Origin of the sequence: Ensifer sp. LBL (assembly GCF_050435225.1) — a bacterium.
GTDB lineage: Bacteria > Pseudomonadota > Alphaproteobacteria > Rhizobiales > Rhizobiaceae > Ensifer.
Window position 1 is genome coordinate 636,949 of record NZ_JBNDJY010000002.1, and the last position, 12,471, is coordinate 649,419.

12 protein-coding genes and 1 tRNA gene are annotated in these 12,471 nt (G+C 62.1%); 8 read left to right on the plus strand and 5 right to left on the minus strand.

The features are described from left to right. The first annotated feature begins 436 nt into the window (after nt 1-436). From OKW20_RS10195 to OKW20_RS10205, 3 genes are all read left to right on the plus strand, one after another. Nucleotides 437-847, plus strand: coding sequence for a hypothetical protein (locus OKW20_RS10195; RefSeq protein ID WP_429171948.1), 411 nt, complete (start codon nt 437-439; stop codon nt 845-847). Between the two features lie 106 nt (nt 848-953). Beyond that, nucleotides 954-1,925, plus strand: a complete 972-nt coding sequence (locus tag OKW20_RS10200; RefSeq protein ID WP_429171950.1) for an aldo/keto reductase — start codon at nt 954-956, stop codon at nt 1,923-1,925. Between the two features lie 94 nt (nt 1,926-2,019). After that, a complete protein-coding gene (locus OKW20_RS10205) occupies nt 2,020-2,400 on the plus strand; it encodes a VOC family protein (protein WP_429171952.1) in 381 nt (126 codons plus the stop codon). A 45-nt stretch (nt 2,401-2,445) separates the two neighbouring features. On the opposite strand, the gene OKW20_RS10210 is transcribed toward OKW20_RS10205, so the two are convergent. Then, nucleotides 2,446-2,871: an OsmC family protein gene (locus tag OKW20_RS10210; protein ID WP_034787506.1), complete on the minus strand. Its 426-nt coding sequence runs from the start codon at nt 2,869-2,871 to the stop codon at nt 2,446-2,448. 173 nt (nt 2,872-3,044) lie between these two features. Here OKW20_RS10210 and OKW20_RS10215 point away from each other — a divergent pair, with 173 nt between their 5' ends. Continuing rightward, on the plus strand, nt 3,045-3,527 hold the full coding sequence (locus OKW20_RS10215) for a methyltransferase family protein (protein ID WP_429171954.1): 483 nt from the start codon (nt 3,045-3,047) through the stop codon (nt 3,525-3,527). A gap of 32 nt (nt 3,528-3,559) precedes the next feature. On the opposite strand, the gene OKW20_RS10220 is transcribed toward OKW20_RS10215, so the two are convergent. Then, on the minus strand, nt 3,560-4,318 hold the full coding sequence (locus tag OKW20_RS10220; protein WP_429171956.1) for a sulfite exporter TauE/SafE family protein: 759 nt from the start codon (nt 4,316-4,318) through the stop codon (nt 3,560-3,562). Between the two features lie 127 nt (nt 4,319-4,445). Between OKW20_RS10220 and OKW20_RS10225 the strand changes: the two genes are divergently transcribed. Next, nucleotides 4,446-5,789, plus strand: a complete 1,344-nt coding sequence (locus OKW20_RS10225; RefSeq protein WP_429171958.1) for a PLP-dependent aminotransferase family protein — start codon at nt 4,446-4,448, stop codon at nt 5,787-5,789. 195 nt (nt 5,790-5,984) lie between these two features. Here the strand turns inward: OKW20_RS10225 and OKW20_RS10230 are convergent, their stop codons facing one another. Continuing rightward, entirely contained in the window at nt 5,985-6,122 is a 138-nt protein-coding gene (locus tag OKW20_RS10230; RefSeq protein WP_402320994.1) for a hypothetical protein, read from the minus strand. A gap of 282 nt (nt 6,123-6,404) precedes the next feature. Between OKW20_RS10230 and OKW20_RS10235 the strand changes: the two genes are divergently transcribed. Next, nucleotides 6,405-7,781, plus strand: coding sequence for a GntP family permease (locus OKW20_RS10235; RefSeq protein ID WP_043623481.1), 1,377 nt, complete (start codon nt 6,405-6,407; stop codon nt 7,779-7,781). Next, nucleotides 7,778-8,287 carry a gluconokinase gene (locus tag OKW20_RS10240; RefSeq protein ID WP_429118987.1) on the plus strand — a complete coding sequence of 170 codons (510 nt, stop codon included), beginning with the start codon at nt 7,778-7,780 and terminating at the stop codon, nt 8,285-8,287. The genes OKW20_RS10235 and OKW20_RS10240 overlap by 4 nt, the downstream gene beginning before the upstream one ends. A 180-nt stretch (nt 8,288-8,467) precedes the next feature. Here OKW20_RS10240 and OKW20_RS10245 read toward each other — a convergent pair. After that, nucleotides 8,468-8,563 (minus strand) — tRNA-Sec (locus tag OKW20_RS10245). 1,593 nt (nt 8,564-10,156) lie between these two features. On the opposite strand from OKW20_RS10245, the gene OKW20_RS10250 reads away from it, so the two are divergent. After that, nucleotides 10,157-10,444: a hypothetical protein gene (locus OKW20_RS10250; RefSeq protein WP_156134244.1), complete on the plus strand. Its 288-nt coding sequence runs from the start codon at nt 10,157-10,159 to the stop codon at nt 10,442-10,444. Here OKW20_RS10250 and OKW20_RS10255 read toward each other — a convergent pair. Continuing rightward, nucleotides 10,422-12,359 (minus strand): M10 family metallopeptidase, encoded by a 1,938-nt coding sequence (locus OKW20_RS10255; protein WP_082006165.1) that lies wholly within the window; start codon nt 12,357-12,359, stop codon nt 10,422-10,424. The two genes, OKW20_RS10250 and OKW20_RS10255, sit on opposite strands and share 23 nt — an antisense overlap. Nucleotides 12,360-12,471: the final 112 nt, after the last annotated feature.

Sequence of the window (12,471 nt, forward strand, 5' to 3'; positions counted from 1 at the left end):
GTGCTCGCGTATGATCTACGCCGCCGGCCGTTCGATCGCATTTTCTATGGCCCTGGACCGATGTGCCGGTGTTGCGCTGCGCGCATAGCGCATAGCTGGCCTGCACAAAATCCGCCTACGATTTGGGCAGAAACCCTGTATATTCACCTCATCGAAGCAATGCATCTCCTCCCGCAGAGCTTCGACGGGTGAACGATCTCCTCCTCCCATGGATCGTTCACGAGATCAGCGCCACTCCTCCTCCCAGGCTGCTGATCGATTTTTGAGAGCCTGCCGCTCCTCCCGCGGCGGGCTCTTTTATTTTTCGGCTGACGCTGCCGGCAATTGCGTCCCTCAAGCGACGTATCGGCGACGCTCCGCCCCCCATGATCAACAATGCCTGCCCGCCCACGGAACCAAAGCGCCCGGTTAGCGGTTACGCCTGTGGAGGTGCGTGATGTCCATCCGGTACGTGAAATCCGATCTGCAGTCGAAACCGCAGCGCTGGGCGTTTCACCATGGCGCGGGGCGCGTGCGGGTAGGAGACGCGACCCGCAACCAGCCCACGACGGAGGGCCGGCCGGCCCCGGTGGTCGATGCCGGCGATGGTGGCCTCGTCGCGCCGGATCTTTCGGGATCGCCTGCCTCTCATCGCAACCGGCAGCCGCCGACGCACGACTATAGCCGCCGGACGGTGGGTCGAGAGGCGCTGGCCTCCATTCGCGACCTGCGCGACGAAGACTGCAGCGGCGGGCCGATCTGGGCCGCCTTGCTCGGCGACAATACGAGCGAGGGCATGCAGCAGTTCATCGGGCTCGTGCTCGCCTTCATCTTCCTGTCGGCTGTCTTCTTCTGGTTCCTTGCCTAGAAGGCATAGGGCAGCTGGCCCGGGCATTTTCCAGGTTGACCGTCGATCGCCGAGGCCTAGATAACCGGCGACGTCCCGTCCTCCCTCCAATGCCAGCGAGAGCACCATGCACTACAGAACCCTCGGCCGCACGGGCCTGCGCATTTCCGAAATCGGTTACGGTGCCTGGGGCATCGGCAAGAGCCAGTGGCAGGGCGCAAGCGATGACGAGTCCGCGCGCGCCCTCAACCGCGCGGTCGACCTCGGCCTCAACTTCATCGACACCGCACTCGGCTACGGTCAGGGTCACAGCGAGAAGCTGATCGGCGCCTTGCTGCGCGAGCGGTCGGAGACGATCCACGTCGCCACCAAGATCCCGCCGAAGAACATGCAATGGCCAGCGCATGCCGGCACGCCTGCCGAGCAGACTTTCCCGGCCGATCACGTGATCGCCTGCACCGAGACGAGCCTGCGCAATCTCGGCGTCGAGACGATCGACGTGCAGCAGTTTCATGTCTGGTCGGACGAGTGGGTCGGCCGCGGCGACTGGCTGGAGGCGGTCGAGCGGCTGAAGCGCGACGGCAAGATCCGCTTCTTCGGCGTTTCGATCAACGACTACGAGCCGGACAATGCGCTCCGGCTGATCGAGACCGGCGTCGTCGACAGCGTGCAGGTGATCTACAACATCTTCGAGCAGGCGCCCGAGGAGAAGCTGCTGCCGGCGTGCCTGAAGCACAATGTCGGCGTCATCGTCCGCGTGGCGCTGGACGAAGGCGGTCTCACCGGCCAGATCCGCGCCGATACCGTCTTTCCCGAGGGCGACTTCCGCGAGACCTACTTTCGCGGCGAGCGCAAGCGCGAGGTCGAGGAGCGGACGCAGAAGATCGTCGAAGACCTGGAAATCAAGCCCGACGCGCTGGCCGAGACGGCGCTGCGCTTCGTTCTCAGCCACCCGGCGGTATCGACGGTCATTCCCGGCATGCGCTCGGTGCGCAACGTCGAGCGCAACTGCGCCATCGGCGACGGTGCCGGCCTGCTGGATACGCAGCGGGCAAAACTGACCGCCCACCGCTGGCGGCGCAACTTCTATCGGGATTGAAGATCGGCGACCACTCTTTTGAAGACGGGGCGTTGCCCAGGCGCGGGCGCCGGCTTCTGTTTACCGGCAGACGTTCGCTTCGGAGGAAAGGCAGATGTCTGAAACGGTCAACGTCCGCTACATGGTCAACGACGTCGAGGCGGCGATCGCCTGGTACACGACCCACCTCGGCTTTTCGCTTCTGTCGAGCTATGCACCGGCTTTCGCGGATGTACAGCGCGGCGCGCTGCGGCTGCTGCTGAGCGGGCCGACGAGTTCGGCCGGCAGGCCGATGCCGGACGGCGAGGAGCCGGGGCCGGGCGGCTGGAACCGCATCCAACTCCTCGTCGATAACCTCGACGCCGAAGTCGAGCGGCTGCGCCGCGCCGGCGTCATGTTCCGCAACGACATCGTCACCGGTCCCGGAGGAGCGCAGATCCTTTTGATCGACCCCTCCGGAAATGTCGTCGAACTGTTTCAGCCGGCGCGACGATAGCGACCGCGCGCCCGCTGGTCGTTGATGCGAGCTCCGGGTGGGAGCTCAGCCGGCGCTGGTGTCGACCACTTCGAAATCGTGGGTGATCGTCGCGGTCTTGGCGAGCATGGCCGAAGCCGAGCAGTATTTCTCGATCGACAGCGAAACGGCGCGCTCGACCTTGTTGACTGCGAGCCCGCGGCCCTTGACGATGAAGTGCATGTGGATGCGGGTAAAGACGCGCGGCTCCGTATCGGCGCGGTCGGCGTCGAGTTCGACGACGCAGTCTTCGACCGGCTCGCGGCCCTTCTCCAGGATGTGCACCACGTCATAGGCCGAGCAGCCGCCGGTGCCGATCAGCACCAATTCCATCGGGCTCGGTCCCGGGGTGCGACCTTCCTCTCCGAAGGCGGTTCCCAAAACGACTTTGTGGCCGCTACCAGACTCTCCGACGAAGGTCCGGTCTTCCACCCATTTGACGCGTGCTTTCATGTGTCTCGTCCTGTTGTAGCCATGGCGTGATCATGGTCCCAAACAGAGCCGATGATCCTCCGTTCACATAGCGTCTTGGAGGGTTTTCGCAAATGGCCCGCGTCCGCTAAAATGGCAACCCGCGCCATTGGTGCGGGAGCGGACCACGCGCAAACCAGGCAACAGGTGTTTTGATGAACGAGACGACGGGAAATGCGCCTGACCGTTCCGGCGCGGTGATCCATCCGCCGATCGCCTGGGTGATGTCGGTGGGCGGTGGCCTGGTGCTCGACCGGCTCCACCCGTTGCCGTTCGTGCCCGCGATCGTGCCGGACGCCCTCGCCGGCGGCATCATTTTTCTCGCCGGTCTTGCGCTTTTGATCTGGGCGGCGGTGAGTTTCAGGCGCGCGGGAACCGAAATCCAGATCCATCGCCCGACATCGACGATCGTCGAAGCCGGTCCCTACCGCTTCACCCGCAACCCGATCTATACCGGCATGTTCCTCGGCCTGATCGGCTTTTCCATTCTCTTCGACAGTCTGTGGCTGCTGATCCTGCTGGTCCCCTTTTACCTCGTCATCCGCTATGGCGTCGTGGCGCCCGAGGAGGCCTATCTCGAGCGCAAGTTCGGCGACGTCTATCGGGCCTACAAGGCGCGTGTCAGGCGCTGGCTCTAATTGCCCCAGTCGGCGCACGCCCGTAACGACGATCATGCGATGTAGCCGGAAACACCATCCCACAGCAGTTTCAACGCGGTTACCACCAGCAGCCCGTAGCAGGCGCGATAGACCTGGCGTTGGTCCAACACCCCATGGAGCCGCCAGCCCGACCACACGCCGACCGGAATGGTGAGAAGGCAAAGCGCCATCAGGGTCCAGGTTCCGCCCGAAGGCTGCGACAGCAGCAGCCAGGGCACAAGCTTGGTGGCGTTGCCGACGGTGAAGAACAGGCTCGTGGTTCCCGCATAGATTTCCTTGCTGAGACCGAGCGGCAGCAGGTACATCGCGAGCGGCGGGCCGCCCGAATGGGCAACCATGGTGGTGATGCCCGAGGTGAAGCCGGCGGCAACGGCCTTTGGTCTCGAACGCGGATGCGGGGTCACCTCGGCGCCCCGGATGAACCAGAGCCCGACAAAGGCGAGCGTGATGCCCGCCATCAGAATTGCGATGGCCCGATGGTCGAGCGCACGGAACACGAAGTAACCAATGCCGATCCCGATCACCAGCCCGGGCACAAGCAGCACGAGGTCCGGCTTCGACCAGGTCGAAGGCTTCCAGTAGCGCAGCGCATAGAGGTCCATCGCGATGAACAGCGGTGCAAGCAGACCGCCGGCCGTAACCGGATCCATCACGGTCGACAGCAGCGGAATGCCGATGATGGCGAAGCCGCCGCCGAATGCGCCACGCATGAAGCTGATCAGAAACACACCGGCAAAAGCGACGAGGACGGTCGCAGGGGTCAGTTCCATGGCGTGGCTCCGCGTTGACGCGCCGCGACGCCGAAGCGCCTGCGTTCTCAATGAAAGTGGGTTGATGAAAGGAGAATGATCGCAGATACTGCTCGGTGCAATCTAAACATTGTACTCGGAGCAATAAATGTCTAACTCCGAATATATCAGGCTGGCCGACGCGATCGCTGCTGAGATCGCAAACGGTACGCTGAAGCCCGGCGACCGCCTGCCGCCACAGCGCCGGTTTGCCCATGAGCACAAGATTGCCGCCTCGACGGCGAGCCGTGTCTTTTCGGAACTGCTGCGGCGTGGACTTGTCGTTGGCGAAGTCGGTCGCGGCACCTTCGTTTCGGGCGAGACCAAGCGTGGCGCGGAAGCGCTTGGCGAACCGCGTGGCATCCGGACCGATCTGGAATTCAACTATCCGATCCTGCCCGAACAGACCGCGTTGATCGCCAGGAGCCTCGCGGGCCTCGAAAGGCCCGCCGCTCTGGATGTCGCCTTGAGGCAGGTCACCAGCACCGGAACGGCCGTTGCCCGCAGTGTGGCCGCTGACTTTCTGTCGCGGGACGGATGGTGCGCAACGCCCGAGCAGCTCGTCTTTACCGGCAACGGTCGACAGGCGATCGGCGCGGCACTTGCCGCGCTCGTTCCGACCGGCGGCCGATGCGGCGTCGAGGCGCTGACCTATCCCTTCATCAAGGGCATCGCCGTCCGGTTGGGCATCACGCTGGTGCCGCTTGCGATGGACGGCGACGGCGTGCGGCCGGATGCGGTGCTAAGGGCGCATCAGGAGGCCCGGCTGTCGGCGATCTACATTCAGCCGGCGGTCCAGAACCCGCTTGGCACGACGATGTCTGCGGCGCGGCGGAGCGATCTGATCCGGGTCGTCGAGGCGCTCGACCTCCCGGTCATCGAGGATCGCGTCTACAGCTTTCTCGAGGACGACCTGCCGCTTGCGACACTCGCGCCCGAAACCTGCATCGTCATCGACAGCCTGTCCAAGCGGGTCGCGCCGGGCCTGTCGCTCGGTTTTATCGTCCCGCCCCTGCGCTTGCGGGAAAGCATGATGGCGTCGGTGCGTTCCGGCGGCTGGTCGGCCTCCGGTCTTACCTTTGCCGCGGCCCAGCGGATCATGGCGGATGGCACCGTTGCCGAACTGGTCAGGCGGAAGCGCATCGACGCGCGCGCCCGGCAGAGGCTTGCGGCCGACCGTCTATCCGGCTTCGATATCCAGTCGAACGAGAACGGCTTCCATCTCTGGCTGACGCTGCCACCCCACTGGCGCTCGCAGAGTTTCGTCGTTGCCGCGGCCAGGCGCGATATCGCCTTGACGCCCTCCACCACCTTCGCGGTGATGCCCGGCCATGCGCCCAATGCGGTCAGACTGGCGCTGGCGACCCCGACGATGGACCAGCTCGACAGCGGCTTGCGCACGCTCGCGGGAATGCTGAATGCGCGGGAGGAGGATCTCTATTCCACGGAATGAGTGGTCCGCGGCGATGAAACCGGTTCGGAATGGTCGCGGCACTTGCGATTTCGGGTGGATGAGCTGGCAGACCAACGATTGATCGTGGCCATGGCAGCTGCCGCTCTGCTTGGGAGGCGTTGCCGGGATGGACTTGAGCGAGCGTCCATCCCGCTGGAACACGAAAGCTGACCTTTCGTGTGGGAAGGTCGGGCCTTATCTCGGCGCGACGATCCCGTGATAATAGTCGCCGTCGCCAGCCTCATAGTCAGCGGTGTAGCCGCCACCGCCACCGCCGGTCTGGGAGCATCCGGCGAGGGCTAGAACCATTGCCAACAGGATTGTTGCGCGCATTTATTCTACCTTTCAGTTGAACTGATCACGACAGGTCTGCCATGTTGGCATACCTAACACGCCCTATGGGGTCTGATCGAGTGCGTGTGGCGAACGGTGCCTATGGCAATGCGACGCGCCTCAAACGTGTCGCGATCGCCTGTCGAAGGCGATCGCGACCGCCCGGCTACGGGCCCTTATTGATGCGGTCGTATCTCCTGTGCCCACCTCTTTCAGGTAGGTTGCTGAGAAGGGCCATAGACTATATGGCCCTTGACCTCACTTCCGGAACAAGGAGGACACATGACTTCGATCGAACCCGTCTATGGAACCGCGACGCTGCTGCTGATTGCGGCGGCAGCCGTCGGCCTGCTTCTTTTTCTTATCCTCCGGTTGCGTCTGCACGCCTTCGTCGCCCTGGTTTTGGTCAGCCTGTTGACCGCGCTGGTGACCGGCATTTCGTTCAAGGACGTGGTTCCGACGCTGTTGCAGGGGTTCGGCTCGACGCTCGCCTCGGTGGCGCTTCTCGTCGGTTTCGGCGCGATGATCGGGCGGATGCTGGAGGTTTCCGGTGGCGCACAGGTGCTCGCGGACCGGCTGATCGGCCAGTTCGGGCCTGAGCGCGCGCCTTTGGCGCTCGGCATCGCCTCGCTGCTCTTCGGCTTTCCGATCTTCTTCGACGCCGGCCTCGTGGTCATGCTGCCGATCATTTTCAGCGTCGCGAGCCGCTTCGGCGGTTCGGTGCTGCTCTATGCGCTGCCGTCGGCGGGCGCTTTCGCGGTGATGCACGCATTTCTCCCGCCCCATCCGGGCCCGGTCGCCGCCAGCGAATTGCTGGGGGCGGATATCGGCCTGCTGGTGATCGTCGGTCTCGTCGTCGCATTGCCCACGTGGTATCTCGGCAGCTACCTCTTCGGCCTCTGGGCGGGCAAGCGCTTCGAACTGCCGGTACCAACCCTTCTCGGATCGCCGAGCGAGGCGGCGCGCGACAAGGTACCCCCGTCTTTCGGCACCGTCATGCTGGTGCTGCTGCTGCCGCTCGTGCTGATCTTCCTCAATACCGGCCTTTCGACACTGGCCGCCGCGAAGATGATCGACGGTGGCGCATTGTGGGTCAGCATCCTGCGCATGGCCGGGCAGACGCCCGTCGCCCTGCTGATCACGGTGCTTGTCGGCATGTGGGTCCTCAGCGGCGAGCGCACGCTCAAGGACATGGAAAAGCTGATGGACGGGGCGCTGGGCCCGATCTGCGGCATCATTCTCGTCACCGGAGCCGGCGGCATGTTCGGCGGCGTGCTGCGCGCAAGCGGCATCGGTCAGGCGCTTGCCGGCAGCCTCGAGGCGATCGGCATGCCCTTGATCGTCGCCGCGTTCCTCATCTCCACGGCCCTGCGCGTGGCGCAGGGTTCGGCGACCGTGGCATTGACGACGACGGCCGGCCTGCTCGCCCCGACGGTCGCCGCGACGACGGGGCTCAGCCCCTTCGACCTGTGCTTCCTCGTGATCGCCATTGCCTGCGGCGCGACGGTGCTGAGCCACGTGAACGATTCCGGCTTCTGGCTCGTCGGCCGCTTCCTGCAGATGGATGAACGGACGACGCTCAAGACCTGGACGGTGATGGAAACCCTGCTCGGGGTGATCGGCTTCGGCTTCGCGCTTGTGGGATGGTGGCTGCTATGAGCGAAGATCTGCAGCATATCGTGGTGATGGGCGTGTCCGGCAGCGGCAAGACCACTGTCGGCGAGGCTCTGGCCGCAAGGCTCGGCTGGCGCTTCGTCGAGGGCGACAGCTTTCATCCGCCGGAGAACGTTGCCAAGATGTCCGCGGGCATTCCGCTTGATGACAATGATCGCGAACCCTGGCTGCGGGCGCTGGCGGCAGAGATCGCCAAGGATGAGGCGGCCGGCCGCCCCTCGGTGGTCGGGTGCTCGGCGCTGAAGCGGTCCTATCGCGACATCCTGCGCACGGGCGCACCGCGCGTCCGCTTCGTGCATGTGCACGGCGACCGCGCCGTGCTGGCCGATCGGCTCTCCCATCGGGCGGGACATTTCTTCCCGGCTTCCCTGCTTGACACCCAGCTAGCAACCCTCGAGCTGCTCGGTGCGGACGAGGATGGCGTCGTCGTCGACGTGGCGCTCCCAACAGCTGAGCAGGTCGATCTCGCCATGCAGGGGTTGGGCAACTAGCCCAGCCCCGCTTGCGCTTTTCGCGTCGGTAGGCGGTCGTTGCGCGCGGTTGCGTAGCCGGCATCGGCGAGCGGCTTTTGCAGCTGCGCGGCCGGAACGAGCCGCGCAATCGCGTATCGAAGCCGAAGCGATCCCTGAACGTCCGCGCATCCGGGAGCCTAAGCTCGAACCCGCGCGTGCTGGCGGAGGGGAGTGGGGGTCGAACCCACCCGGGACAGGCTCGCTGCCCCAACCGGATTTGAAGTCCGGCCGTCCCACCGGAGACGATTCCCTTCCAGGCATTGATTTCATTATCATTTCTGAAGAAGTGACAATGTTCGGATCAGAGGTTTTCTACCGAATTGCTACCCTTCGCTTTCGCTAGTATCATCTACCGCTCGGCGGATCAGCTCGTCAATCTGCGCGGCGGCATTTGCCTGCATTCTCGAACGAGTGCGCGGTCGCCTACCGCGTCAGGAAATACCGCGAGGCGTACCCGGAAAGGGAGTGCGATTGCTGCGGCACGATCTTCCGCCCCAGCAAGCCTTGGGTTCGCCGATGCTCGCGCCGCTGCACTGAGATGGTGAACAACCGGCTCAAGTCCGAGCGCACCGAGATATTAGACGGGTGGTTCAAGAAAGCCGCCGCCGATGGTCCGGCTGGCCGAGGTGTCGCGCAGGATGAAGCGGTCCCCAATGGTTCGGGAAGCCGATTGAGGCGATGCAGTCGTTCCTCCATTCCCTATCGGGCACGACCAAGGCTGACTAGTTCGCGAGAGAGGATGCGGCATGGCGCGAGGTGGCAAATCTTCTGACTTAGCCAGCAGCTCCGGGCGGGAGATGTTTCCTCGTCGCACTTCAGGCTGCCGCGCAGATGCCGAGACCGAAATACGTCGGTGGCCTCGGATCGGGTAGGCCTGGTCGGGCCTGGCGGTCTCGCGCCGGTACTCGCACGCACAGCTGCTGATGAGCAAAGATGAAACCTACTCCAACGGCGATAGCGGCAATCAGGCGGCGTGTCTGGGCTGCCCAACTGACAGCGAACCAAAAACCGGCCAGGTAGGCCATCGCCGATGTGAAGCCGCCGATAAAAAAGTCCTCGCGAATTGGGATTTGTAGAACAGTTCCATACGCTCAATCTGTCCTGAACCTTGACGTCATTCCCACCCAGCGAGGTTGAGCGCTCGGGTGCGGATTATCGGATCAATCTCAGGTCGTGACGACGCGATTCTTCGGAGCTGCCTTCCGGGTCATCGCTTTCTGCCGAGTATAGCGACGGGCGGGCCGAGCCGGCCAATCAGATTCCGACCAAGCCGGATGGCATCCATACGCACGCTGTAACGGCGGTTACTACCGGGGGGCAGTGCGCACGATAACGGCCAGGCATCCCTGGCAGTCAGTTTCTACCTAAGGCTTTAGGAAATGTATGTGCGAAATTGAGCGCCCGTGTCGAATCGAGCAGATTGGTCTGCCTTTGAAATCGCCGAGCGCGATCACCGCTCAGCAGGTTCGCGATGCCTCGAAGTGCAAAGTGAACGAGGGCATATTCAAGTCACAAAGCCGCCGATGACCGTCAGCGCTGCTATGGGCCAAGCCGGCTGCGCTGCGAGCCATTCAAGGATTCTGCCAACGGGAGCTTTGCTCGGCAGGAAGTTCACGCTTCTGATCAAGTTTGTGCAGGAAGTCCTCAGTCAGTTAGACAGAATAGCCCTGCAATCAGCACGACAACACCCAAGGCATCCATTTGATTTCTCCCTTTTAGATGCTTCGCATGACCACTTCGGCTGCGACGGAGGCGAGCATGGCGGCTAGCGCCACGGCTGTTCAAATCGTGCGATCTTCTCGTGACCCTGTTCGGCATGCGCATCGGAGGCGTCACGGGGATCTGACGGTGGTCAAGAAGATCCTTCAGCGGGTCGAGGGCGGGCAGTTTCGCAATCAGCCGATCGACCGGAGATCTGCGGCTTCAGAGGATCTCGATTATCGCACTTTTCTCGATCCGCCCAAGATCCTCAATCGCTGCATCCTGCTCGTCATTGCCGCCGATCACATGTTTGTCGTGCCCCACGGCGCTGATGACGTACGACGTGAGTTTCGTCGAAGGCATCAGGCCGATTGTGTTGGTGACTATTGGGAAGAGCGGGTGACCTTGGGGGTTACCCAAACACTCCGTCGTTGAGATAGCTGCGCCCCTCGTGGATACCATAGTTCAAGAAATGTTCGAGGGGGTTCACGCCGGCGGCAGCTACGTCTGGGTTAAGTTCGAGATATCCAGTGGTGTCGAAAATCTTCGACGGATCACGCCCTTCATGCCAGCCGTAGTTCTTATAGTGTTCGAGAGGGTTCATGCCAGCTGCAGCAACATCGCGATAGGTCGCCAGGTAGTCTGACGTATCAAAGAAGGCATTTGGATCACGTCCCTCACGCCATCCGAACTGCGCGAAATGATCCTCTGGATCGTAGTTGCTGTTTGCTACATCCTTGTAGTTCTTGAAATAGAACATGTCATCGACGAGCGCAGTACCGGCATCAATCTTCCGACTTTCGTAAACCCCATACGTGAGATAGTGCGCGAGCGGGTTCACCCCGGCAGCCGCAACGTCCGGGTTGAACCGCAGGTAGTCCGTGGTGTCGAAGAGGCTCGACGGGTCTCGCCCTTCCTTCCAGCCATACAGTGCATAGTGCTCGAGCGGATTCATGCCGGCCGCGGCAACGTCCCTGTATGTATCTAGGTAGGCCGACGTGTCGAAGAAGCCGTTGGGATCGCGGCCTTCCTTCCACCCGTACATGGCGAAATGTTGCTCGGCCTCCATCCCCGCGTAGTAGACATCGTTGTTTTCAGCGAAGTAGAATACGTCGTCGACGAGCATATTGTCGTCGGACTGGGCGATCGGTCGACCCCAGAACTGTATTTGCTCGATTGAGATCAGGCGGTCCGATGAACCGCCATGTTCAATCACCATGGCGCCATCGTGATAACCGACTCTCACCCCCGTGAAACTGAAGTTGAAATAGGCCGTGTCCCATCCTGCCTGGCCATTCAATGTGTCCGAACCGTCTTCTCCGGCCAGAAAGTCATCGCCGAACCCGCCAACAAGAACGTTGTCCTTGACGTTGCCGAAAATGTAGTCGTTGCCGGATCCGCCGACAGCGTTTTCGATGAGCGACCGAGTATCGCCTTCGAAGAGCAGGGCATTCGCAATGTTGCCGACCGCTGTTTTCAACCCGTCAAAATGAAGCTTTGCCAGTTGCGATTCGGATGTCTTGTTCCACTCGCCAGGTCGCAAATCGACTTTCACCCCATTGGTGTAATTCGAGAAGTCATAGGTATCGGTACCGCCGCCATCCCAAATGGTCAGAAAAATGCGGTTGGCCTCGGGAGTGCCTTGGCCAACACCGTTGATGAACATCTCGCCGGTTGTCGGGCTCCAGGAATAGACCGTGTTGCCGCTCTGCGTGCCGTAGTTCGCACCATACATCCGCTGCAGCGCAGCGATGTCGTACATCATCAAAGACTGGGCATACCCAGCGTCCTCGTTTGTGTATCCATCAATTGGCGACGCGCCAGAATACGAACTGTAGCTCATCACCGTGTATTCCATGGAAGCGCGGTCTATCGGCATAACCGCGCCCTCGTGCGCGTGATCAAGGCCGAGGGAATGGCCAATCTCGTGCAGGAATGTCACGTACGCATAATTGCCCTTTTTGGGAAATGTGTAGTCGCCGGACCAGGTGCCGAACCACGCATCGCCGCCTTCGGGCAGGGCGTTTGGATAATATGCCCAAGCCGTGTCGGGAAGGCTGGATTGTGCAAGCCGAAGATCGGCGGTTTGGGTTGCGCTCTCAGTAATCTCGGTGAACGTTAGGTTTGCAATCGCTGATATTTGCTCGAAAGCAGCGCGCGCCGCGCTTTGTTGCCACCAATTAAGGGTGGCGAAACCATTCACCGGCTCGCCACTTCCATAATTCAACCCATAAAACGCAGCGCTTGTCGGAAAGCTGAACGTGAAATTCTGGATCGCCCATTTCCAATCACCCGTAATACCGCCCACATACGGGTCGAAGGAGAAGGCATTTGGGATCACTGCTGGCATGGTTTTCTCGTCGGTGCTGGCTCAAAAGAGCAGATTTGGATTTGCGTGTGCCTATGGACACGCACAACCTCGCATTTGCAAGTGAATTTTGCGTCAAGCACTACCGCTTCGA